Source organism: Rhodococcus sp. IEGM 1372 (assembly GCF_030056835.1).
Taxonomy (GTDB): Bacteria; Actinomycetota; Actinomycetes; order Mycobacteriales; family Mycobacteriaceae; genus Rhodococcoides.
The window spans coordinates 18,325-40,927 of the sequence record NZ_JASHKS010000034.1 but is presented as its reverse complement, the minus strand read 5'-3'; the positions used below and the strand labels follow the sequence as shown (position 1 = coordinate 40,927).

The following is a 22,603-nucleotide window of genomic DNA, read 5'->3' as shown; positions in this document are numbered from 1 at the left end:
CGACCTCGGATGTCGGCGGTAGGCTCGCCGTCATATGGCGCTCACCGAGCACGACGGGGTCCTCGTCGCTGTCGCCTCCATCGACCCGTTCCACACACAACACAGCACGCGGATCGGTGTCCAGGACGGTGACGAGCAGATCCCCAGGCCGGAAGGATCCTCGGGCCTGCCAGGGATCTTCGTCGATCAGTTCGTCTCGAATCGCGGCGATCGCGGTGAGCCACGGACTACCTACGATCAAGAAGGTTCGTTGTCCAGCTTCGCGTTTCATCACATGGCCAGTGTTTCAGTGGCCAGGTCGTTTGCGCAGGCAATGACCGAAAAATTTGGGCACGGTGTGAACCGAGCGCCCGATTCTTCTGCCTTATGCAAATACAACCAGGCCCGTGCCGGTCACGGTGCCAGTGAACTTGCCGGCCTACGGAAGTATCCGAGTGCCTCATCCAGTATTTCCGTGAACTCGGCTTGAGGATGCTGGGCAAACGATGCGATCTGCTCCAAGGCCGGGATCCATCTGCGTTCGAGCAGTGAGTCGAGGTCTTCGCTGAAGTGCTTTCTCTTTCCCTCATCGGTCAGGAAAGGCGGCAGGAAGCAGAGCGCGATCATTCGCAGCGAAGTGGTGTGAATACTGGAGAAGTAGAGCCAGTAGGGAAACTCGAGGTCCAAGGCGTGTACGAACGCACGGACATCTTCGAGCTCGAACAACTCGCAGGGGTCATCGTCGTATCCCCCGATACGGAGGTCCAGAGTGCCTTGCAGCGACCGAGCCCGGTTTGGATCAGACAGATAAGGCCGCAGCGCAGCGACCGTCGGACCGACGTCGCAGGCTTGGACGTCCGTGCGTGGGACTACGACTGTGACATCGGAAGACGAACGTTGATCGGGCAATGCTATCCCCCGGATAGTCGATGGTTGGTTCGGCAGATCGCAGTCAGGCTACCCCCTCAGTCCGACACTTTCAGGTCCCGAACCTCCTGTGCCGAGGACTCAGAAGTACCGTTAGCCTCCGGTGCGCTGGCGCCATAACCGGCTTCCCTCGGTCATCGGCTTGCCGACCGAGCCTCGTTCCCGGTTTCGGTCCAAACGAGCTTGATCCGAAGCCTTATCAGCGATTTGCGAGGCTGTGTAATACCAGTATGTGAGGTGACCGCGTTTGTCGAACCACATCGGCACAAGGCGTTCGCCAGGTTCCAAGATCTTTTGACCGGCGCGTCCCAGTTGGTTGCGGTCATGCTCCTCGCTAGCGTCTACCGCGACGGCGATTACTGGGTACACGCCGCTGTCATCCCGAGCAACGACGCCCGTCGTTCCGTTGTTGAACTCGTGTGTAAATGAATACTCAGTCAAGAGCATTTCTTCTATTTCGGTGGTCTCACGACCTACATCGGTACCACTGACGTCAGTACGGCAAGATATCTGATGCTCTCCCGGCGCATAGTTACGGGATGCGTCGATCACGCGTTATCCCGAGGCGGCGTCCTGACGGTGAATCTTTGCAGTTCGGTGGGCGGATTCGCGAGGTGTTCATTCTGCGCTAGATCAGCTCGTACTTATCCTCGGTGCGGGTGGGCATTATCCCGTCGTGGATAGGCAAGAACTCGACGAAGCGCCCCGGAAACGAGACCAGTGTCGAATGCGTTCAGAAGGGTGCCTTCGCTGAAGCGATCCGCGCGGATCATGACGGTCAGGTACTTGAGGGCATCGCTCGGTGTCGCCGAATGAATCTCCCGGAAGTTTCCCTCGTGCACAGCTTCCTTGCCACGCCAACCGGGCCAATCGAACTGGATGACGAGGTTCTTGGCGTCCATGAACTCCAGAAACTCCTGAGCAAGAGATCCCTATTTCACGTAGCCGACCTGGGTGCTGCCGTTATCTGACGGCTCTGGCGCTACCCAAGCGCCAATAGCGTCGGGGTTGGAGTCGATTCGGCTCTCGAGTTCGCCGAGCATGCGCCAGTCCTCCACGGACAGCGATGCGAGTGGGTCCGAATTGGTCATGCGGTTCCCTTTGAGGTTTGATAATTGATGAACTATTGCCGCACAGCAGGTTTCAGGCGATCGGGCAAACCCGATACTTGGGCTTACTGATCCCCCCTCGACTCCTCGATGACCGGGTGCTCGGCTTCACGACGTAGACCTTGTCTCGCGCGACCATAGGCCGGTCGCTAGGCCCGCTGGGATGCTCGGCAATCCAGATGAGCTTGTGTACCCCGAGCGACGGGAACCACTGGTGGCGCCAATGCCCTCGCACCAACCACCGGTGATCGAACACACGTTGTCCAGAGTTCGTTTCCGAGAGACCAGCTCGCGGGGAGATCGTCAGTACTTGAACCTCATCGGGACGTTGAGAGGGATGTGCCGGCTCCGACAACGCAGCGGACGGTTCCGCTAAGACGACGGTTCGCTCGATCGTCTGCTGTTCGCGAAGTAGGTGGACGAAGGCGAGAAACAGAGGCACGACAGACGACTCGGGGTCGTTGGTCTTCGTGACGACAGGTGGGAGGTCACTGCGCTCCGCACTGAGGTGCAGAGTTGCTGTTGCAGACTTGATTGCCTTTGGGTTCTTGCTCTCCAAGATCCTCCGTGTCAAGCCCCGTGCGGGGGTGAGAGCGATGTCGATATTCTCCCCGTGGCTAGCCCAACTCAAGAGAAACTCCGGCTGGTTCTCGTCATTCCAGACGAGCGCAACACCGTCTTGTGACGGGAGATCAGCAACTGCTACGGGTGCGCCGTGCATGTCGTTTTCCGAGGCGGCCTCGAGCAGGCTCGCGGTTTCCGAAGGCATGCTGTAAAACCGCCTGGTCCTCACCACTCGCTGGACGATGTGCGCAGCTTCGACGCTTCCGCGCACTTCCCCGACACCCAACGCCAAGCCAGCAATGAAGTCATCCAATGCAGCGCCGCGAGAATAAATCCCGTGTGCCTTTGTAGCCTGGGTGAGGAGGGGTCCCACGACGCCGGTTCCGCGGAAGACATCTGCTTCGAGCCTAAGGTCGACTACGGGCCCCAGAATATCGACCACGTGGCCGGCGTGGATTGCCAGAGCGTCGATGACCCGAGGGAGTCGACGGGCAGATAGTTCCAAAGGACCGAGGTACGCGAGGTCCGGCACTTCCGTTGTTTTGCCAGTCTTCAACTCCAACGCACGAATGAGGCGAGTGTCGACGGTGTGCTCGATACCGCGGTGCGCGGCAAATGCCAGCTCAATGCGAATGATGTTCTTGCCGCGACGAAGCCGGTCGAGGATCGTGGTCTCTCCGATAAACCAGTTCAGCTTTTCTGGTGTAAATCGGATGCCGGGCACTGACATTGCTCCCCGGCACATGGCGGCGAAGTGAGCCTCGTCGTGCGTGAGACCCCCACCGCAACCAGGCGATTCTGTCGTCGTCGGTGAAGCCGTACTTCGCCCAGTTGGCGTCGGGACGAAGGATGGCTCTTTTGCGACGCAGTCCAAGGAGGGCATCGGGGTGAAGCGGGGTCGGGCTATCGACTGCAGTCGAAACCTTGTCGTTCACTGGTCCTCGTCGTAGTCGATATCTGTCCATAGGTCGAGCATCGCGTCGATCTGGGGCCGCCGTAGGTACTGGCGGTCGTAGTCGACGTGGTCGTTCACCGAAGCAAGGGCAGCTTTGAGATCGGCCAGCGTGTGCTCTTCATCGGAGAGTTTCGTGTGGAGGTAGTAATACGTCCGTGTGAGGCGTCCTAAATCTTCGGTGAAGCGGTGAACAACCCGGCCCGGCTCGGAGAGTTTGGAAGTCGCGCGCATCTTGCCGCTCTTGGTTCCGTTGATTACGATGACGTGGGACCCCTCCGGGTACGTCCCTTCGCTCGAGTAGGTGGGATCAGTGTCCTGGTCCCACCAGAACATCTTGATGTCGAACCAGTATTGCTCTTCTTCCTCAGCGCAGTCGTACTGCTCGCCCAACTCTTCTTGCTTGTGCAGTGCTTGCTCGGATGGATCACCGGCCAGACCAATGGGGGCTATATGAAGTGACGTCGCTCGCGGCCAGGGTGTTTCGGAATCGTCGTATTCATCGTCATCGTCATCGTCTGGTTCGGAGTCACCCTCGGGTTCTTCGTCGCCGTTGTCGTCGGCCTTGTACTGCTTGACGAGCTCTTCCAGGTGTTTGATGGACAGGGGGCTGCCCGCGCGAGTCTTCCACTCGATGAGAGCTGTGCGTGCTTCCTCTATCGTTTCGTCGTTGTCGGTCAGCATGATCGACTCGTACAAGCGGTTCGCCGAGGCGCTAGAAGCGTTGGCTGATCCAACTGCCAGAAACGCTGGATTGTCGGCGGATGAACTGTCCGCGAGAATCATCTTCGCGTGAAGGTTGGCGAGTGAATAGACCTTCACACCGCCTTTGACCCAGGCCAGCAGTACCCGAGGGTCGGTCGATCCGGACATGACCGAGCGCTCACTGGCGTCGACGACGATCGATGAATCCGCGGAGATTAGTAGATATTGTGCTGCTTGAGATCCAATGTAGGCGATCGCCGCAGTGATTGTATGCTGATAGCCCTCCAAAACAGGAGTAATTTCTCGCCATACGCATTTACCCGAAATCAGCCGAGTCGTGCGATTGTCAAGTCCTAGCCTTGGCATGGTTCTCCTGCGATAGTCCGAGATGACCTGTAATGCTCGAGATGTAATTCTCCCCTTCGCGGATCGAGATCTTGCCTGACATGAGCGCTGGCAGCAGTGTGTCGCGTAGCTGTCTCAAAGTAGCGGTTTCTTTTTGCGCAATAAGCGATCGATGTCCTAACGCGGTAATCGCTTTGAGTCCTGCATTGTTTATTGTGCGTGGATCACGTACGCAGACACTTAGCAGTTCATCTGGCTTGACGCGCTGATGACTGCCAGAGGTCCCGGCGACGAGTGATGAGATCTGGTCAAACACCGCAGGCTTGCGAAGCGCCGCAGTCAAAACGCTCGTCGAAACTGAATCCGATTCCAGTACAACGAATTCAGTCGAACAATACGCTGGGGTCGATTCAACCTCTGGGATATCCCACACTCTCGGAATTCGAGGATTCAACTTTGATATCAGTACGCAGGGCTGATCGATTCTGAACTTGTTGCTCAGAATCGATGCCGGAGATTCTTGGGCCGGACTCCTGGCTGCATCGAACGCCGGAAGGCTGTAATGCAGGATGGGAGCGGTCCCCATCTCTTCTGGGGTAACCGCAGTCTTGTTCACGGTAGCTAACTCGGACAATTCAACAAGCGCTGGCGAGAGTTCGATTAGATGCGAGGAAAGCAAAGCCGCAGTATCCACGAGTTCTGAGTTCGCTTGTATTTTCGAGTCAAGCGAACTGAGCAGGTTCGCTATAGCGTTCTGGTCGGGTATTGAATGCAGCTCTGGCAATGGAAAGGACTTAACATCCGCAACCCTCAGGTGAGGAACCGTTGACCCCATAGCGAAGGCGATCAGCCTGGCTTGGACTGTTGGATCGATGAGCAAGTAGAAAAGGTAGAGGGGGTTCACGATTTCAGGATTCGCGCGTAAAAGAGTGGTTCTCTGGCCCGCACCGAACTTGCCACCAGCGGGCACTCGGACAACAGGTCCGACTGGTGCCTCTCTGGCAAGCAAGAGGTCACCTTCAATTGGGACTAGCCGGCGGGTCCATTGAGCGAACACTTCCGCAGAAACCCGACGCGTCTCATTGATGTTAACGACGTTCCCCCGCATGGCGGGGGTGCCGATCAGAAAGTACTCGCCGCCCGGAGTCTCAGGAGCGGTCCGGTTTACGCAATCCACCAATTCGGAACTGACGTCCATCAACGTCATATGCGAGTGCTTCACAGTTTCCCCAGCTCTTGCCGGATAGCCGACTGAAGTCGATCAGCCTCATCAAACTGGTCAGTAAGCTGGTGCTTTAGTCGGTCAATTTTTTCTGTGAGCGGTTCGTCATCGTCCTCGATCGCGGCAGCACCCACATATCGGCCAGGGTTAAGAGCGTAACCGGCCAGTTTGACTTCTTCGAGTGTCGCTGACCAGCAGAACCCTGCTTCGTCTGAGTACTCGATACCTGCGGCAGACTCTGTGCCCCTCCAAGAGTGGAAGGTTGTACCGATTTTTGAGATGTCTTCCTCGCTCAACGCGCGCTCAGCCCGGTCGACCATATATCCCATGTTTCGGGCGTCAATGAATAGCACCTGACCTTTTCGGTCGATCGATCCCGTTGGCCCAGCGCTTTTATCCTTAGCAAAGAACCAGACACACACCGGGATTCCAGTGCTCCGGAAGAGCTGGGTCGGTAAAGTGATCATGCAAGAGACCAGGTCTGCCTCGACCAACTGTGCACGAATGTCAGCTTCGCCACCAGAGTTCGAAGACATCGAACCGTTTGCCATGACCACACCGGCGCTGCCGCGTTCGGCGAGCTTCGAGATGATGTGCTGGATCCAGGCGTAGTTTGCGTTTCCGGCTGGCGGGACGCCGAATTTCCAACGCTTGTCATCTTCGCGTCTCGACCAGTCCTTGATATTGAACGGCGGATTCGCAAGGACGAAGTCGGCCTTCAAGTCCGGATGCTTGTCGTGCGCGAAGGTGTCTTCCCAGCGATCGCCGAGGTTGCCGGTGATGCCGTGGATCGCGAGGTTCATCTTGGCCATCTGCCACGTGCGCTGGTTGGCTTCTTGACCGTAGACCGCAGCGTCAGCGGTGTTTCCGCCGTGGTTCTCGATGAACTTTTCGGTCTGAACGAACATGCCGCCCGAACCACAGCACGGGTCGTACACGCGTCCGCTGTACGGCTCGAGAACCTCGACCAGTACACGGACAACGCCTGCGGGCGTGTAGAACTCGCCGCCACGCTTACCCTCGGCGCGGGCGAACTTTTCGAGGAAGTACTCGTACACTTCGCCGAGTAGGTCGCGGGCCTTCGTGGAACCGTGCCCGGTGAACCGGGTGTCGGTGAGCAGATCGATCAACTCACCGAGACGTCGTTGGTCGATGCTGTCGTTGTTGAACACGACAGGCAGCGTTCCGGTCAAGGTCGAGTTGGACGCCATGATGGACACCATCGCAGCGTTGATCAGCTCGCCTGTAGTCCTGCCAGTCACTCCGACAGTCTCCTGAATGCCCTTCGCGTTCTCCGCGAGGTATTGCCAACGGGCAGTCTCGGGAACCCAGAAGACGCTGTTGCCGAGGTACTCGTCCTCGTCATCGATGAGGTCGCCGATCTGATCCTCGGTCATCCCGTCGGCAATGAGCTCCGCGCGGATCTGCTCACGACGCTCGTCGAAGGCGTCGGACACATACTTGAGGAACACCAGTCCGAGGATGACGTCCTTGTACTGCGACGCATCCATCGACCCACGGAGCTTGTCCGCTGCCTTCCACAGTGTGTCCTTCAGTTCTTTCATCGTCGACGGCGTGGTGACTGCCGCCGCCCGTTTTCTAGGAGGCATTGCGTGCCGGCCTTTCTTGTAGAAGCTCAGGTTCATCGCCGATGGAGAGCACTCCGTATGCCAACCCGTCGACGAGGGTGTTCATTAGTTGTTCGATGTGGTCCAGTAATTGGAGGGCGGTCACACGCTGGTGACGCAACGAGTCGACGGCGTCGATCGTCGCCACAGCCCGATCGGTTGGGACGCGGGGTATTTCCCAGCGCTTCCACGTCGCACTCGATCTGATGGCGCGAGGTGCGCGTGAGTCGAGCCCTGAGGCATTGAGATGAGCCGCGATGACGTCGGGAATCAGGCCGGAGGAGGGGGCGTCGGCGATTCTGATCACTCGCGCCGGGAAGACGACCACTGCTGAACCTTCGTGATCCACAACTGCACCGAAGCGAGCACCTGAGCAGAACACGATGTCCCCTGGTTCGGTGTAGCGAGCGCTGGGATACGCGGCGGTGAACACCAATCGGTCCATTCCCCGCCGGCCGATGGCAACGTCACCGAGAACTTCGTCGAGTCCGAGCACGCGAACTGCTCCACCGAGGACCACGTGCTCCGGTTCGATTCTGTGTCCGCCCAACACCTTCAGCTCGCGTGAGGCGGCGAGTTCGCCAAGGGTGGGTAGCTGAGAGCCGTCGGGGTCACGATATTCGACTGGTAGTCGTAGTTCTCTACGCAACTGGAGCTGAGTCCGCCGGTATGCGTCGGAGTGTTCGAGTATCTGGGCGGCCAGATCGGGACCGAATCGTCTAGCGCGGGGTCGTCTGATTCGAGTTGGCGTAAGACCCCGCTTGTCCTCCGCCAGCAACACCGAAGTCTTCATCAGAACGCCGAATTTGAACGCGTGAGCACGAATGCTCTTCCAATCACCCATTGCAGCAAGAACATCGGAGACCAGTCCGTCAGTTGTCGCACTGTCGAGTTCGCGGGAGCCGACGTCCATAACGACCGACCACCGATCGGCAGGCTTCACTGCCTCAGACGCCGCACCTAGTACCCACAACGCCAATGAGGTTCCGGGCCGAGCGGGCAGCAGGCCCTCTGGCAAGCGGATTGCAGCACGCACGCGGTCCGACCGCAGGATATCCGAGCGGAGGCGCGCAGCTTGAGGGTCCTTTTGGGCGTCGAGCAATGCCGACGCCGGTGCCAGCACAACGGCTACATGATCGTCGGACATCTGGACGACGATGTCGTCGATCTCGGCCAATATCTGTGCGTCACTGTGACCAAGAGTCGACGCCGTCGGATACTGCACGACGAACGCCGATGGTCCCGGCAGCTCGAAACCGGTTGCAAAGCCATCGCGGGGTGGACGTTTCTGTGTCCATCCATGAACGGTCAGGCGTCGTCGGGACAGCCGTGCGAGTCGTGACTTGGTCTCGTTGATAGTGGACGTGGGTTCGGCGTACTCGGGGAGGGCGTCGCGGACGGCGACCAGCATGTCGCTGGTGCCAGCGGACGGGTCGACGTAGACGTAATCGTCCGGGTCGGTAAGCGCTGCGGTGATCGCGCCGCACAGTGTCAGACACTGAGGGTCGAGTCGGGTCGCGGCCAGTTCCTCGATGGACGATCGATTCGACTGAGCCATTAGCGACTCGAATGCGCGCTTTGGACCGTACGCGGAATCGACCATGAGATCGGTGTACTCGGCAAACATGGTGAGGCTCTCGCCGAGTGCCACCAACTCGGAATAGAGGAACTCGTCGTCGGGGTCCGTCTCGTCGGCTTCGTCGAGGAGCTCGGCGGCTGCGTACTCGCTGAGCTGCCCGCCGAGGTACCACTTCAAGCAGAGGAGTGCACTGAGCCCGTCGAACACCACGTCCTCGCCGAACTCGTCGCCTGTGTCCAAGGCCGCATGTAGGGCGAGGCTTTCCTCGAGTGTCTCGTTGTTACCGAGGTTCCTACTCTTGATCCATCGAACAACCTCGTCGCCGTCGTAGCGGCGTTGCTTTCCGCGCGTCTGGGAAGGGGCAGGGAATGGACGGTCAATCCCGCTGTAGCGGCGTGTCCACATCGTCACGACGGGCCGCTTCACCTGAGCTAACGCGGCGATATCGGACATCGTGAGGAAAGTGGCAACGCGATGGCTCATGTGGCCGCACCTCCTCGGTAATGTTGGTCTCCGGACCTTTCGGTTCGCTTCTTGGAAGTTACCGCATCCCAAGCTATAAGCTCCGTATTTGCTTGATAACCCGGGCTATCACACATTGCATGGTGTTACGCGCCCGACTCGTTGAAGCTGTGTTCATCCCACAGCCGACCGAGGAGGTCCCCATGCTCGCCGCTCTACACATTCGTCAGATCGACTTCGGAGCCGATGCTCGAGTCGAAGTCGCGCTCGCCTGGCTCTCCGGTGGACAAAGCACACAGACAGCGGTCTTCACGTCAAGGGTCGGCGATGGCAAGTACTCGGCCGCTTTGGACGCATTCGGCCACTTCGTGTCACTGCAGGAAGAGCTGAGTGTCTTGTACATCTCGAACAGCACGTTCCGGCGGGAGATCCAGGCCGCTGCAACGTCTTTTCCGGGACTCGATGTGGCCGGCACGGCGCGCGGACGTTTGCACGACTTGATCGGGGTCGCAGTGCAGGCACTGGACGACCACACCCGCTTCGCGCATCGGCGGGCCTGGGCTGCAGAACTGGCAAGACGTGAGGCTCTTCCCGAGTTGATAGTGGCGACCGACGCATCCAAGGCCACAAGCCGAAACGGTGCGGGAGTTGCGTGTGTGAGCGCAGAGGGTGGATTTGCCAGCAAGGTATATCCCGACGTCGAAACCGTTCTCGCGGGTGAGTTGTTGGCTATTGCGCTGGCGCTCAAACACTTTCCGGAACGACGGTTGCATGTGTTGTCAGACAGCAAGGCGGCTATCGCCAGCCTGACGATGCCGCGTGCCGAGTTGCTCGAGCGGCGGACCAGGCAAGTTGTCGACATCGTCGATGTTGTTCAGCGCAGAGCCGCGGGCCGAGACGTCCGTTACAGCTGGGTTCGCAGTCATGCCGGTCACGAACTGAACGAGATCGCGGACCGTCTCGCAGTCGCCGCCCGTCGCAACAAGGAAGCCCGGGTCAGTCCGAGCGTCAAAGAGCAGATCAATCGAAACATTATCGGGCAGTTGAGTTTTACTGCACATGCAGCGTAGAGAGGACGGAACGGTGGCACCGAAGAGGAAACCTTCGCTGAGGTTCAACTGCTATCTCATTCGCGACGGTCTGGGCGATGTCGAAAGCGCTTTGCAGACGAAGTATCGCGCGGGTGGGTCGGCTGCGCTCGATCGAATCGAGGGGTCGCCGTCCGCACCTCCGGGAGCTATGTCGTATCTGGGCCAACCCACGGAGAAGACACCCAGATGGGCGGCGGACCTGGACTCGCAATTTCCGGGGCTGGCGACGGTGACCAACCGAGCCAACAGACTGGTTGTGATACTTCCCGTGAACAACCGTAGGTTTGCGCTCTGTTTCGGACAGGGCGCAGGCGTACTGGAGTGGGATGCGATCGAGAGCAACTTCGGTTTGCGAGTTGCAGCGCGTGCGCTCGGTCCGGACCACCTCACAGGTTTGAGCAGTCGACGGATCGACGCAACTGCCCGTAGTCAATCGGTGCAAGTGCCGGGTGGTTCCACGCTGAACGACCTGGGAGTAGTTCTCGATGGCGAGTTCGTTCGGCGGTTGTCGGGGAAAGCCGATGAGGCACTGCTGGAGCTCGACGGCTCTGTCGTCGCCGGGGATTCGATCGCGTTCAAGACAGACATCGACCTCCACAAAGTTCAGTCTGTGCTCGGTGGGATGCTGGACATCGTTGCGGACACCGAGCCGATACCTGCGTTCGAGTTCGTCGACTCGCTCGAGCCGCTGCGAAAAGGTGAGCAGCTCAGTAGGCAGCTCGATGAACGTCTGGCCGCCGAGATACTCGGTGGCGGTTCCGACTGGTCAGACTCGGACGTTCATTTGCTCGAGTTCGCGCCACCGGACGTGGATCGCTCGACTTCGTCGAAGAGATTCACGTTGTGGGTGGCAAGCGAGAAGCTGTGATGACGACGTTTTCTGTCGTCGAGCTACGTCGAAAGATCGCCGAAGTCGGTGTTCGACGCGGATCCAGCTTCTTGAAGTCGGTCAAGCTCATTGCGATCGGCCCGGACGGCGATCCAGTGAGTAGTCTCCTGCCCCTGCGAAATTGGTTGGTCTTCGAGGCGGGCACCAGTGAAGCGCGCTACATTCTCACGCTCGGCCGCTGGTTCAAACTCGAAGAGTCGTATACCGAAAATTTGAACAGAGATTTGCTGACGATCGAAAACGTGACTTCGACTACTCACCTTCCGCACACTTCCGCGTCGGAGCACGAAGGTCCGTACAACTCGCGCGCGGCGGGTGGCTCAGTGGATCTACTTTTGATGGACAAGGTCGAGATCAAGACCTCTGACCGAACCAACATCGAGGCGTGCGACCTTCTCTCGCGAGACGGCCGGCTGATATGCGTCAAGCGCTACAACGGAAGTCAGACCTTGAGCCATCTGTTCTCACAGGGATCGGTTGCGGCATCGTTGCTTGCTGCCGACGCGACGGCAAAAGCCGACTTCGTTGCGAAGGTTCGTGCTCGTGATCCGTCTTTCGAGACGGTAGCGCTCGATGCGCCGCAAAGAGTGACGTTTGCGATCTCGATCGCCGACCACTACGACCTGCCACTCGATCTGCCGACTTTCAGCAAGGTCAATCTGCGAGATTTCGCAGGACGACTCCGGCAGATGCGGGTTGAGCCGTCCATCGCGAAAATCTCGATTCGCTGAAGCCTCGAGTCACAGTCAGGTCCAGCTACAACTACGCCTGCTGCTAGTTGTGCATGTCGACGAACCAGCCAGATTAGGCATCCGCAACTGTCTGACCGGTACTCGTGTCACCGAGCACGGCCACATCCTGAGTTCGGAGAAGCGGGAGGCGGCAATCGAAGGACGAGTTTTGGAACTTCGTACCGCGTCATGCGCTGATGGGCTTTAATTTGTTGCATGTCACAGGTCGGTAAAGGATTCGTGGTGAGGCTGGTGGCCTCCGTCGTCCTGGTTCTGGGATCCGTCACGCTCGTGAGTGTCCCTGTTGCACAAGCAGATCCGGGGCCCGGCTCACCGCTTCCGGCCGACGATCCGTTCTACGATTGGGACGGCGGCTTGGACGTCTCCCCGGGAACGGTGCTTCGGTCGAGGCCCATGACCTTCCGAACGCCGAACCAGCCGACGCCGGTCACCGGTAGCCAGGTTCTCTACAGGACCACCGACCAACAGGGCGAATCCGTCGTCACGGTCGCCACGGTGCTGCGGCCCCTGATCCCCGGCCCGACGCGAATCGTGTCGTACCACATGGCATATGACGCCCTCGGGTCCCAGTGCAATCCCTCGTACACCCTCAGCGGCGGGTCCACGAGTCCTATTGCCGGTGCGGAACAGGTGGTCATTGCCGGTTATCTCGCAGCCGGTTACACCGTCGTCGTGCCGGATTACGAGGGCGAGGAACTCGAGTGGACGATCGGACGGCAGTCGGGGTACGCAGCTCTGGACGGCGTTCGCGCGGCACAGTCCTTTCTGCAGCTTCCGTCGAACACGCCCGTCGGCATGGTCGGATACTCCGGAGGCTCCGTCCCGACGCAGTGGGGTGCCGAGATTGCCCCCGAGTACGCACCCGAGCTGAACCTCGTCGGAGCGGCGGCCGGCGGGCTGCCGGTCGACCTGGCTCACAACCTGCCGTACGTCAGCGGAAGCAAGGAGTGGGCGGGCGTCATCCCGGCACTGATCGTCGCCTACCAACGCGCCTACGGTCTCGACCTGGACGATTTCATCTCCGACTACGGCCGCCAGGTGATCGATCAGGTCGATCAGGAGTGCATCGCCCAGTTCGCCGACGACTACCCGACGCTCACCGACGCGTCGATGGTCAAGGCTCCGTACACCTCCATGCTCGACGTACCCGAGGTGGTGGCGGCGATCGACGACAACATCATGGGTAGCCAGGGCACTCCGCGGACGCCGATGTTCCTGGCTGTCGGGCAAGCCGATCCGATCGGCGATTCCGTCATGATCACCGCGGATGTGCAGGGACTGGCGTACGAATACTGCGGCCGGGGCGTCGATGTGCAGTACGCGCAGTACGACGGCTTGTCGCACAGCGAAGCCTTCCCGGCTTTCGAGGCCCAGAGTCTGCAATTCCTGACCGAGCGGTTCGCCGGTGGGCCGACGCGGAGCAACTGCGGAACCATCCCGCCCGGAAACAGTCTGGCACCGACTCCGTAGTACCAACCCGGTTGGTCTGTCAGATCGCGCCCAGATCGGCCGACAGCCAATGCTCCGGCTGCAGGTAGAACACCACGTTCTCTTCGTGTTCGCTGTCGGCCATCTCGAGGTAGCCGTCGACTTTCTCCGGCGGCAGATAGCGCGCTGCCATGGTGCGCAGTAACTCCGGTGTACTCGGCTCTTCCCGCGCAACGGGTCCGTCGACCGAGACGTACCTGATCCTCGGGTCCGACTGCTCGATCATCAGCGTGAATCGCCCTGCAGCTCTGATTGATTCGGCCTTCCTGGACGTCTTCCCGGTGAGGACCCACGCCTGAGCGCCGGGGGTGTAGTCGTACCAGATGGGGACAGTCAACGGGCCACGATCAGGGCCTGCAGCGACGGACAGCGCGGCGATGTGGGGTTCGGCCAGAAATTCTTCGCGTTCTGCCTTCGACAGTGCCATGGAACAACCGTAGGACTTTCGCAGACCTAGTTCTAGACCTGAGACGAACCCTCGGGCCGGGTGAGTCAGGGCGTCCTGGTCGAGATGCCGGGCATGAGTAGTCGGAGAACGCCATCGGCAACGTCGATTGCCGTTTCGGTCGGCCGCGTCAAGCATCGGAACAGCACGTTGTTGGTCAGCATGACTGCCGCCTCGATCGTCGGTGCCTCGTCGCTGAACACGCCGGTTTCGCGACCGCGTTCGAGGATGGGGACGACGGCGGCAGGTAGGTACAGGTTCTCCATCACGGTCGTGATCGTGCTCGGCTGTTGGAACTGCTCGACGCTGAGCGCAAGGAGCATCCCTGTGCTCATCGCGCGGTTGTCGATCACGAACTCGCCCACCGCAATCAACGTGCGCTGCAGAGCAATTGCGGGCTCGATGCCGAGGCGTTCGTCGGCTCGGCGCAGCCGTAGGACGCGATCGAACTCGGGTTTCAGTGCGGCGACGATGATGTCTACCTTGCTGGGAAACAGGCGTCGGAGATCCTCGACTCGAATCTTTGCTGCTGCGGCGATGTCGGCGAGCGTCACCAGGAAGTATCCGTTGTCGAGGAAGAGCGCTTCCGTGGCCGCGATGACGTCGGCCTCCAGGTCGGGGCGGAGGGAGGCGGCATCGTCGAGCGCGTCGACGGGGTCGGGTTCGGTCGAGTTCCGCTCGGAATGTACTGGGTCGATGGCCCAACGCAGGATCGAGGTGACTGCCTCGCCTACCTCGCTCGTGGCAACGGAACCGGGCGTGAGCATCTCGCGAAGAGCGTAGCCGTCGAGAAGTGCGCCCAGGGCAGTCGACAGGGACGTCAACGACAGCGGCCGACGCACGGACCCGCCCTGAGCTTGGATGGCCTGACCCACCATGGTGCGCAGGTCGGCATCCAGTCGCTCGAATTCGGGGGTGACGGCTTTGCGCGCCCCGTCGTGGTCGCTGGCAAGCAGGGTGGCGACCAGGCGCCGACGCATCAGGCCGGAGGTCAGGTCTCGAACAGGGCGGACACCGGCGCGGCCGCGTCTCGCAGCCCGGCAGGCGGGTCGATGGGCGCCGTGCCGGTGTAATTCACGGTGAGGTTGTCGAGAAGATCCGCCACGAACGCTTCTTTGCCGCCGGAACCTCCACTGCGGGAGTTGCCTGGGTAGGTGTTGTGGAACGTTTGATGCGACAGCCCAGCACCGTCGACCACCGCCGAGATGGACAGCGACCGGGCGAGGTCGGTCATGTCCACGTCGTTCAGGAGCCGGTATCCGGCGTGGAGAAATTGTTCACGCGGGACGGGCCTGGGGTTCAACGTCAACCACCTTCACTGGACTTCACAGCACCTGAATGGATCACGAACCATAGCAACCGAGTGACCGAGCTCGCAGTGTTTAGTCATAACTACATGTCTGTGTAGTCGTAACACTCGAATCGATGTTCTTCTCGAATTGGTTTGTGTTGCAGGGGGTTCGCGGGCCGTGGTCCGATACTCATCGGCCTCAAGGCCGGTATCTCGAGGAGGACCCGATGGTGTTGATCGATCGTCGACCCCAAGTCCAGACGCGCGTCGCAGTGCCTGGGACAGTGCGTAACCCTCTCGGCCCGAGGCCGCCCGTCACCCGTTCCACTCTCGCATCGGGGCGAGTCCATGGCCGACGACCAAAGCCGACGTACGCGTCACCCGGACTGACCGAGCGTGAAGTTGCAGTCCTGAAGGTCTGGTTGGACTGCGACTCCAAAGTCGAAGTCGGTACGCGCCTCCACATCGCCCTGGGAACCGTCAACACCCACCTGACACGAATTCGAGACAAATACTCCCGCGTCGGTCGGGCAGCACCGACCAAGGCGGCACTCGTCGCCAGGGCCCTGCAAGACGGCATAGTGAAACTCGACGACCTCTGAGCGACGAAGGTCAGCGGGGTTGATTACAGGCAACGTGCGTAGCCGAGGGGCCCACGCAAGTCGTCTGGCCAACGAACTACCAGACTCGCGCCGAACCCTCTGTCGTGAGGGGAAACTCGCCCCCTGCTACGAGGCCGGAGTGGAGCCTGCGCAACGACCGAGGGGACTTTCGCTCACCTGGTGCGCAGCACCACCTCGGTGGGATGTGCGTCGGCAGGCGTATCGATGGCGTTGCGTACTGCACGGGCAACAGAGCTGGGCTGCAGGAACTTCGAGCCGTCGTATTCCCCACCCTCGTGCGCGACGATCTCCTGCTGCATCTCGGTGTCGATGCGTCCGGGATGCACCGACGTCACGCGTAGCGACGGTTCTTCCTGTCGCAGTGCATCTCCGAAGGCCCGTAGCGCGAACTTGCTCGCCGCATAACCGCCCCACCCGGGGTTCGCGCGAATTCCGGCACCCGAATTGATCAGCACCACATGGCCGTTCGCCTTTCGCAGTGCAGGAAGAAGCAAACGGGTCAGCTCGACGACAGCGATCACGTTCACCTCGTACTGCCGCCGCCAATCATCGGTCGTCGACTCCTCGACCGTCCCCAGTGCCGCGACTCCGGCGTTGTGCACCAACACATCCAGAGAATCGATGCCCGACGCGGCCGCCGCAACCGCGTCGGGATCGGTCAGTTCCACCGGCCACGGGGTAGCTCCTGCCAGTTCCGACGCGATCGGCTCGAGAGATTCGGCCGATCGTCCGCCGAGCAATACGTGGTGATCCGGCGCGAGAAGTCGGGCGATATGGGCCCCGAGGCCACGGCTTGCTCCGGTCACCAACGCAGTACGAGTCATGAAAGCAGGTTACTCAAAAGCTCATACCGGCTTCGGCTGCCCAGGTCCGGGTGGTGTTCGCTCCGTCGAGTTCTTCACGAATGATGTCCGCGTGTCCCGCGTGCTGGGAGATCTCGCGCAGAACGTGCAGCACCGTGAATCGTGCGCTCTGCCAGATGCGTTCGGGTGCCCAGGGTGCTGTCGGAACCGGGACCGACAGGTCGAGGTCCAACGTCTCGAGCGCAGCCGAGGTGGAGCGCGCAACCTCTTCCCATTCGGCGATCAACCCCGCGACGGTGTCGTTCTCGGCCATGACGTACTCGCCGCCGGCGGATTCCATGTCGAATTCCGCGTTCTCGTCCAGGTCGGCGATCACCTTCATCCAATGGCGCTCGTTGCTGATCACGTGATGCAGCAGCCCACCGAGGGTCAGCTCGCTCGTGGTGGTGCGGGTGCGCGCCTGTTCCTCGGTGATTCCGCGGACGGTGATGTGAAAATTGGCGCGTTGTTCGTCGAGCATCTTCACGATGTCGGTGTTCTCGGTGGTCATTGTTCCTCCTGGTGGTTGGTGATGTTCACAGTAGGAGCGATCGAGGACAGGTTCGGTCCGCAATTTCAAACGAGCGGAATGTCGCCTGTGCACGCAAACTGTCTGCATGGGCGATCGAGGTTTCACTTCCACGCAGCTGGCAGCGCGCGCGGCTTATCTGCTCAGGGGCAACGACCTGGGCACCATGACCAGTGCGGCTCCGCGGCTGTATCCGCACATGTGGAGCTGGGATGCGGCGTTCGTCTCCGTCGGACTGGCCCCGCTGAGCGTGGAGCGGGCCGTGGTGGAGATGGACACCTTGCTCTCCGCACAGTGGAAGAACGGGATGATCCCGCACATCGTGTTCGCCAACGGTGTCGACGGCTACTTCCCCGGCCCGGCGCGGTGGGCCACCGGCACGCTCGCGTCACACGCACCGATGAGCCCGCAGACCTCGGGCATCACGCAACCGCCGGTCCACGCGATCGCCGTGCAGCGCATCCTGGACCACTCCAAGCGTCACGGACGCACGACGCGTGCCGTCGCCGAGGAGTTTCTCGATCGCCGCTGGGGTGATCTGGTGCGGTGGCATCGCTGGCTCGCGCAGGCTCGTGACGTCGACGACAACGGAAGAATCGCCGTCTTCCACGGCTGGGAGTCTGGGATGGACAACTCGCCGCGGTGGGACTCGGCCTACGCGAATGTGGTTCCCGGAGAGATGGATCCGTATTTCCGGGAAGACAAGGCGGTCATCAGCGACGCCTCCCAGCGGCCCAGCAATCTCGAGTACGACCGCTACATCTGGCTGGTGGAGGAGATGAAGCAGGTCGGGTACGACGACGACGCATTGAAGACGAAGATGAGCTTCGCCGTCGAGGATGTGTTCGTCAGCGCCATCTTCGCGGTGGCCTGCGATGTGCTCGCGACCATCGGCGAGGACCATTCGCGTCCGCACTCCGATGTTCGGGAGCTGCGGTCGTGGGCGGAGAAGTTCCGCAAGGGAGTCATCGCGACGACGGACGCGCGCTCCGGCGGGGCCCGTGACTTCGATCTGCGGACGGGCCAGTGGATCGGCACCGAGACCATCGCGATGTTCGCGCCGTTGCTGTGTGGCGGCCTGCCCCGCGAGCAGGAACGCAATCTGCTTCGGATCTTCGAGGGCACGAGATTCTGCGGGCACCCGGATCTGCGGTACGCGGTTCCGCCGTCCACGTCCCCGGTCTCGAAGGACTTCCGTGCCCGTGAGTACTGGCGCGGGCCGGTGTGGCCGGTGATGACGTGGCTGTTCTCGTGGGCATTCGCGCGTCGTGGGTGGTCCGAGCGGTCACTGTCGTTGCGCGACGAAGGCCTGCGCCAGGCCAGCGACGGCAGCTTCGCCGAGTACTACGAGCCGTTCACCGGCAAGCCGCTCGGCAGCATGCAGCAATCGTGGACGGCCGCGGCCGTACTGGACTGGCTGGGGTAGCGCGAGATCAGCTGAGGTAGCTGTCGACCAACGGGCCGACGACGTCGAACGAGGTGGCGTCGGGCACGAGGTATTTGGCGACGGTGCCGCAGACGAAGGGATGCCACGCGGAACCGGAGTCGGTCCCCAGGGACGAGACGGCGAGGATGTCGCCGAAGTAGATGCCGGGCAGGTGGCGCTGAACGAGTTCGTCGTTGTGCGAGGCGACGGCGAGCAGCTCTTCGACATGGCTGCGATCGATCTCGTCACCCATGGCGGCGAGAAGATCGGCACCCTCGGCGCGGGCCCGGACAGGGTCGCTGTCGAGCAGCGTCAGTGCGCCGACCGTGACGCCCCGATTCTGCAGTTCGACGGCGATGGCGTGAGCGAGAACTCCACCGAACGACATGCCGAGGAGATGGACGGTGCCGTCGGTCTGGATGCGAACGATGTCGTCGGCGTACTGCGCCGCCAGGGCCGCGAGGGATTCGGCACGCTCACCGGACGCGGGTACCTGGACGCCGTAGATGGGGCGGTCGTCGTCCACGTGAGCGGTCAGGCCCGCGTAGCAATCGACGAGACCCACCAAGGGGTGGATGCAGAAGACGGGGTCGAGGTGTCCGGTGGTTCGGATCGGTGCGATTGTCGGCACCGCGTAGTCGGACGGGTCGAGCTCCGTGAGAGCCAGATGCGAGAGATCGTTCACGACAGTCATGGGTGCGCCTCCGAGCCAAGAGATGTAGTTCGTGTTTCCATTGGACTTGTTTGTTCGTGCCGACTCTGGGTATGTCGCCATCGGCAGCGTGAGTGTTACCCACGTCTCATCACCGACGACTCAATCACGTCTGTGGACAGAACGCATTAGTGACTGTTCACCATTGAGTGCCCAGGTCCGGGCCCCTAACCTCACCCGGGTGGTCTTCTCCCGCACGCTGCGTGCCCTGTTCGGATTGTTCTCGGTCGGCGTCATCGCCTGCGCTGCGCCCGGGATCGCGTCCGCTGTTCCGCAGGGTCCGGACGTCTCGTCGTGGCAACACATCGACGGCACCGCGATCGACTGGCATGCCGTCAAGGCTGCGGGCCACGGCTTCGCGATGGTCAAGGCCACCGAGGGGCTGGATTACGTCAACCCGTACTTCGTCGAGGACTCCATCGTCATGCGCACGGCGAACGTGGCGCGCGGGGCGTACCACTACGCCGATGTGACGTTGTCACCCGAGCTGCAGGGCGCGTACTACTCGGCACTGGTGTTGGGCATCAACGGGCCAGGCGATCTGCCGCCGGTGCTGGACCTCGAAGATGCCAAGGGCAGGTCGCCGGCCGAGGTGATCGACTGGACGCACCGGTATCTCGATACCGTCCAGACGCTGACCGGGCGTCAGCCGATCATCTACACCTATCCGAACTTCTGGCGGACGGCGATGGCCGACACCCACGAGTTCAACGGCTATCCGCTGTGGATCGCCGACTATGGCGACGAGCTGGGGCCGCTGCCCGGCGGCTGGATCGACTGGCTGTTCTGGCAGTTCACCGACCGCGGCACGATTCCCGGAATCGACGGGCGTACCGATATCAACCACTACGCGGGCACACCTGAATCGTTGAGGACATTGGCTCGCTGGTGATCCACACCCCACAAACGCCGTGATCGCCGCGAAGGTTCACGACCTCGCGGCGATCCGGCGCTGACGTGTACCTCTACTACGCCGACTTCCACACGGCGACGACGGACGGCCGCGGCTGAGTGTCGCCGCCGTCGGGCCAATGCGAGATCGGTGCGTCGGCGGTGGCGTCGTCGCTTTCGCCCGGGTGCTGCACGCACACCACGACCCGCTCGTCGGAGACGATGGGACCGCAGGTCTCGCCGCCCGCGGGAACCGTCAGGAACTGGCGGGTCTCACCACGGCGTGGGCCGTCGAGCACCACGGCGAACAGGCCGTCGTTGGAGTCGAGGGCGTTGCCGTCGGTGGAGACCCACAGGTTGCCCTTCGAGTCGAACGCGAGGTTGTCGGGGCACGAGATGGGGCTGACCTGACTCTTGTCGAAGCCGCCGAAGTACGTGTCGGCCTCGTTCGGGTCACCGCACACCAGCAGCAGGTTCCAGGTGAACGACGTGCCTGCGTGGTCGTCCTCGAGCTCGAGCACCTGGCCGTTCTTGTTGGTGTTGCGGGGGTTGGCCTCGTCTGCCCCGGCCTTGCCCTCGGTGCCTCGGTTGGCGTTGTTCGTCAATGCGACGTAGACCTTGCCGGTCACCGGGTTGGGCTCGAAGTCCTCCGGGCGGTCCATCTTGGTCGCGCCCACCTTGTCGCCGGCCAGGCGGGTGAACACCGCGACCTCCTCGGCGGTCATGCCGTCGACGAGGGACTCGCCGCGGCCGTCCTCGTTCGTGCGCAGCAGCGGCACCCATGTTCCGGTGCCCTTGAATTCGCCGCTGGCGGGAAGGGCGCCGGAGCCGTCGATCTCCTCCGGGGAGTCGCCGGTGAGCGTCGCGACGTACAGCGTGCCCGCGTCCAGCAGCGTCAGGTTGTTGCGCATCGCGGCCGCGCCGGTGCCGGGCATCATCTTGCGGCTCGAGACGAACTTGTACATGTAGTCGAAGCGCTCATCGTCACCGCTGTAGGCGACGACGGTGCCGTCGTCGGTGACGTAGATGGTGGCGGCCTCGTGCTTGAAGCGTCCCAGCGCGGTGTGCTTGATCGGAGCCGACTGCGGATCCCACGGGTTCACCTCGACGATGTATCCAAATCGGTTGGGCTCGTTGGGCTCCTGGGCGATGTCGAAGCGCTTGTCGAAGGTCTCCCACTTGCGATCGCTGGCTGCACCCTCGATGCCGTAGCGGGCGAGCCGCTCGGCGGCGACGGTCTCGGTGACCGACTCCGCGTTGCCGAAGTACTGGTTGAAGTTCTCCTCGCCGGAGAGCACCGTGCCCCACGGCGTCAGACCGCCCGCGCAGTTGTTGAACGTGCCGAGCACCTTCGTGCCGGTGGGGTCGACGCTCGTCTTGAGGAAGTCGCTGCCCGCGGCGGGGCCGGTGACGACGAACTCCGTGGTGCCGGTGATGCGACGGTTGTAGCGGCCCATCGCTGGGGTGAGCTTGCCGGAGTCGCCCTCGCCCTGAACCTGAACCACCGTCAGACCGTGCGCGGCGAGCGCAATGTCGAACTGCGCGCGCGTCGGGTTCTCCTCGTCGTAGCCCTTGAACATCGCCGGCTCGGTGGTGTACTCGTGATTGACCGCCAGCAGAAATGCGTTGGGCGTGCCCTCCACCGGCAGCAGGCCGGCGAAGTCGTTGTTGAAGCCGAACTGCATCGCCTGAGCGGCAGCGGTCTGGTTGTCGAAGTCGAACGCGGGAGCGCCGTCGAGCACCGGGTCGCCCCAGCGGATGACGACGGCCTGCTCGTGGCCCTCGGGTATCACGACTGCGTCCTCGGTGTTCGGTTCCACCGCAACGAAATCCACACCGTCGACGGGCGGGGTGTCGGCACCCGACGTGCTCGAGGTTCCGCTTCCGGTGGTGGCGGGCTCATCGGTCGAGCACGCCGCGAGAGCGCTACCGGCACCCACGGCGAGCACCGCCATGGCACCGCCCTTGATCACACCGCGCCGCGACATGGCGGTCTTGACGATGTCGCCGAAGTACTCGCCCTTCGACGTGTTGGGAACCTCGTGAAAGCACGCATCCCCGCACTTGTACTTGCACGTCAATGATGAGCGCTTGGAGCTTCCGTCGTGAACCGCGAACAAGGGTAGTGGCTTCATGTCACGGCACGCTGTCA

19 protein-coding genes and 2 pseudogenes are annotated in these 22,603 nt (G+C 61.6%); 7 read left to right on the top strand and 14 right to left on the bottom strand.

Annotation, left to right across the window (positions count from 1 at the left end; all coding sequences use genetic code 11):
• Nucleotides 1-34: 34 nt before the first annotated feature.
• Nucleotides 35-469 carry a hypothetical protein gene (locus tag QM590_RS20885; protein WP_269596221.1) on the top strand — a complete coding sequence of 145 codons (435 nt, stop codon included), beginning with the start codon at nt 35-37 and terminating at the stop codon, nt 467-469.
• Between the two features lie 530 nt (nt 470-999).
• Here the strand turns inward: QM590_RS20885 and QM590_RS20880 are convergent.
• The 7 genes and pseudogenes from QM590_RS20880 to QM590_RS20850 all read right to left on the bottom strand — a co-directional run bounded on the left by QM590_RS20880 (nt 1,000) and on the right by QM590_RS20850 (nt 9,493).
• Complete coding sequence (locus QM590_RS20880) at nt 1,000-1,458, bottom strand: hypothetical protein (protein WP_269596222.1); 459 nt, start codon at nt 1,456-1,458, stop codon at nt 1,000-1,002.
• A 92-nt stretch (nt 1,459-1,550) separates the two neighbouring features.
• Nucleotides 1,551-1,820, bottom strand: a pseudogene (locus tag QM590_RS20875) (DUF6508 domain-containing protein); the annotation flags it as partial.
• A 229-nt stretch (nt 1,821-2,049) separates the two neighbouring features.
• Nucleotides 2,050-3,303, bottom strand: a complete 1,254-nt coding sequence (locus QM590_RS20870; RefSeq protein ID WP_269596224.1) for a hypothetical protein — start codon at nt 3,301-3,303, stop codon at nt 2,050-2,052.
• Between the two features lie 207 nt (nt 3,304-3,510).
• On the bottom strand, nt 3,511-4,602 hold the full coding sequence (locus QM590_RS20865; RefSeq protein ID WP_269596225.1) for a hypothetical protein: 1,092 nt from the start codon (nt 4,600-4,602) through the stop codon (nt 3,511-3,513).
• The gene (locus QM590_RS20860) at nt 4,583-5,788 is read right to left on the bottom strand and encodes a restriction endonuclease subunit S (RefSeq protein ID WP_269596226.1); all 1,206 of its coding nucleotides are present in this window, start codon (nt 5,786-5,788) and stop codon (nt 4,583-4,585) included. Before QM590_RS20860 ends, QM590_RS20865 begins: the two co-directional genes overlap by 20 nt.
• 11 nt (nt 5,789-5,799) lie before the next feature.
• Nucleotides 5,800-7,413 carry a class I SAM-dependent DNA methyltransferase gene (locus tag QM590_RS20855; RefSeq protein ID WP_269596253.1) on the bottom strand — a complete coding sequence of 538 codons (1,614 nt, stop codon included), beginning with the start codon at nt 7,411-7,413 and terminating at the stop codon, nt 5,800-5,802.
• Nucleotides 7,403-9,493, bottom strand: coding sequence for a helix-turn-helix transcriptional regulator (locus QM590_RS20850; RefSeq protein ID WP_269596227.1), 2,091 nt, complete (start codon nt 9,491-9,493; stop codon nt 7,403-7,405). Before QM590_RS20850 ends, QM590_RS20855 begins: the two co-directional genes overlap by 11 nt.
• Before the next feature lie 20 nt (nt 9,494-9,513).
• Here QM590_RS20850 and QM590_RS20845 point away from each other — a divergent pair, with 20 nt between their 5' ends.
• From QM590_RS20845 to QM590_RS20830, 3 genes and pseudogenes are all read left to right on the top strand, one after another.
• On the top strand, nt 9,514-10,542 hold the full coding sequence (locus QM590_RS20845; RefSeq protein ID WP_269596228.1) for a ribonuclease H family protein: 1,029 nt from the start codon (nt 9,514-9,516) through the stop codon (nt 10,540-10,542).
• A pseudogene (locus QM590_RS25985) lies at nt 10,532-12,183 on the top strand (DUF6119 family protein). The gene QM590_RS20845 and the pseudogene QM590_RS25985 overlap by 11 nt, the downstream one beginning before the upstream one ends.
• A gap of 216 nt (nt 12,184-12,399) precedes the next feature.
• Nucleotides 12,400-13,674, top strand: coding sequence for a lipase family protein (locus QM590_RS20830; RefSeq protein ID WP_269596231.1), 1,275 nt, complete (start codon nt 12,400-12,402; stop codon nt 13,672-13,674).
• Nucleotides 13,675-13,693: 19 nt separating this feature from the next.
• Here the strand turns inward: QM590_RS20830 and QM590_RS20825 are convergent, their stop codons facing one another.
• From QM590_RS20825 to QM590_RS20815, 3 genes are all read right to left on the bottom strand, one after another.
• The gene (locus QM590_RS20825; protein ID WP_269596232.1) at nt 13,694-14,119 is read right to left on the bottom strand and encodes a pyridoxamine 5'-phosphate oxidase family protein; all 426 of its coding nucleotides are present in this window, start codon (nt 14,117-14,119) and stop codon (nt 13,694-13,696) included.
• A 65-nt stretch (nt 14,120-14,184) separates the two neighbouring features.
• Nucleotides 14,185-15,117 (bottom strand): TetR/AcrR family transcriptional regulator, encoded by a 933-nt coding sequence (locus tag QM590_RS20820; protein WP_269596233.1) that lies wholly within the window; start codon nt 15,115-15,117, stop codon nt 14,185-14,187.
• Between the two features lie 11 nt (nt 15,118-15,128).
• Complete coding sequence (locus QM590_RS20815) at nt 15,129-15,371, bottom strand: hypothetical protein (RefSeq protein WP_269596234.1); 243 nt, start codon at nt 15,369-15,371, stop codon at nt 15,129-15,131.
• 284 nt (nt 15,372-15,655) lie between these two features.
• Here QM590_RS20815 and QM590_RS25860 point away from each other — a divergent pair, with 284 nt between their 5' ends.
• Nucleotides 15,656-16,030 (top strand): LuxR C-terminal-related transcriptional regulator, encoded by a 375-nt coding sequence (locus tag QM590_RS25860; protein ID WP_317813852.1) that lies wholly within the window; start codon nt 15,656-15,658, stop codon nt 16,028-16,030.
• A gap of 173 nt (nt 16,031-16,203) precedes the next feature.
• Here QM590_RS25860 and QM590_RS20805 read toward each other — a convergent pair whose 3' ends face one another.
• A complete protein-coding gene (locus QM590_RS20805) occupies nt 16,204-16,875 on the bottom strand; it encodes an SDR family oxidoreductase (protein ID WP_269596235.1) in 672 nt (223 codons plus the stop codon).
• Nucleotides 16,876-16,888: 13 nt separating this feature from the next.
• Complete coding sequence (locus QM590_RS20800; protein WP_269596236.1) at nt 16,889-17,404, bottom strand: DinB family protein; 516 nt, start codon at nt 17,402-17,404, stop codon at nt 16,889-16,891.
• A gap of 106 nt (nt 17,405-17,510) precedes the next feature.
• On the opposite strand from QM590_RS20800, the gene ggh reads away from it, so the two are divergent.
• Nucleotides 17,511-18,848, top strand: coding sequence for a glucosylglycerate hydrolase (gene ggh, locus QM590_RS20795; RefSeq protein ID WP_094638385.1), 1,338 nt, complete (start codon nt 17,511-17,513; stop codon nt 18,846-18,848).
• Between the two features lie 7 nt (nt 18,849-18,855).
• Here ggh and QM590_RS20790 read toward each other — a convergent pair whose 3' ends face one another.
• Nucleotides 18,856-19,542 carry a thioesterase domain-containing protein gene (locus tag QM590_RS20790; protein ID WP_269596237.1) on the bottom strand — a complete coding sequence of 229 codons (687 nt, stop codon included), beginning with the start codon at nt 19,540-19,542 and terminating at the stop codon, nt 18,856-18,858.
• A gap of 199 nt (nt 19,543-19,741) precedes the next feature.
• On the opposite strand from QM590_RS20790, the gene QM590_RS20785 reads away from it, so the two are divergent.
• Nucleotides 19,742-20,452, top strand: coding sequence for a glycoside hydrolase family 25 protein (locus QM590_RS20785; RefSeq protein WP_411741369.1), 711 nt, complete (start codon nt 19,742-19,744; stop codon nt 20,450-20,452).
• A 76-nt stretch (nt 20,453-20,528) separates the two neighbouring features.
• Here the strand turns inward: QM590_RS20785 and QM590_RS20780 are convergent, their stop codons facing one another.
• A complete protein-coding gene (locus tag QM590_RS20780) occupies nt 20,529-22,586 on the bottom strand; it encodes a PhoX family protein (protein WP_269596238.1) in 2,058 nt (685 codons plus the stop codon).
• Between the last annotated feature and the right edge of the window lie 17 nt (nt 22,587-22,603).

Bases quoted from the DNA above. Each gene is read 5' to 3' on its own strand.
- QM590_RS20815 (WP_269596234.1), bottom strand. From the start codon at position 15,371: ATGACCGACCTCGCCCGGTCGCTGTCCATCTCGGCGGTGGTCGACGGT.
- QM590_RS20800 (WP_269596236.1), bottom strand. From the start codon at position 17,404: ATGACCACCGAGAACACCGACATCGTGAAGATGCTCGACGAACAACGC.
- QM590_RS20830 (WP_269596231.1), top strand. From the start codon at position 12,400: ATGTCACAGGTCGGTAAAGGATTCGTGGTGAGGCTGGTGGCCTCCGTC.
- QM590_RS20855 (WP_269596253.1), bottom strand. From the start codon at position 7,413: ATGCCTCCTAGAAAACGGGCGGCGGCAGTCACCACGCCGTCGACGATG.
- QM590_RS20805 (WP_269596235.1), bottom strand. From the start codon at position 16,875: ATGACTCGTACTGCGTTGGTGACCGGAGCAAGCCGTGGCCTCGGGGCC.
- QM590_RS20820 (WP_269596233.1), bottom strand. From the start codon at position 15,117: ATGCGTCGGCGCCTGGTCGCCACCCTGCTTGCCAGCGACCACGACGGG.
- QM590_RS20845 (WP_269596228.1), top strand. From the start codon at position 9,514: ATGTTGGTCTCCGGACCTTTCGGTTCGCTTCTTGGAAGTTACCGCATC.
- QM590_RS20860 (WP_269596226.1), bottom strand. From the start codon at position 5,788: ATGACGTTGATGGACGTCAGTTCCGAATTGGTGGATTGCGTAAACCGG.
- ggh (WP_094638385.1), top strand. From the start codon at position 17,511: ATGGGCGATCGAGGTTTCACTTCCACGCAGCTGGCAGCGCGCGCGGCT.
- QM590_RS20885 (WP_269596221.1), top strand. From the start codon at position 35: ATGGCGCTCACCGAGCACGACGGGGTCCTCGTCGCTGTCGCCTCCATC.
- QM590_RS20780 (WP_269596238.1), bottom strand. From the start codon at position 22,586: ATGAAGCCACTACCCTTGTTCGCGGTTCACGACGGAAGCTCCAAGCGC.
- QM590_RS20865 (WP_269596225.1), bottom strand. From the start codon at position 4,602: ATGCCAAGGCTAGGACTTGACAATCGCACGACTCGGCTGATTTCGGGT.
- QM590_RS25860 (WP_317813852.1), top strand. From the start codon at position 15,656: ATGGTGTTGATCGATCGTCGACCCCAAGTCCAGACGCGCGTCGCAGTG.
- QM590_RS20825 (WP_269596232.1), bottom strand. From the start codon at position 14,119: ATGGCACTGTCGAAGGCAGAACGCGAAGAATTTCTGGCCGAACCCCAC.
- QM590_RS20790 (WP_269596237.1), bottom strand. From the start codon at position 19,542: ATGACTGTCGTGAACGATCTCTCGCATCTGGCTCTCACGGAGCTCGAC.
- QM590_RS20850 (WP_269596227.1), bottom strand. From the start codon at position 9,493: ATGAGCCATCGCGTTGCCACTTTCCTCACGATGTCCGATATCGCCGCG.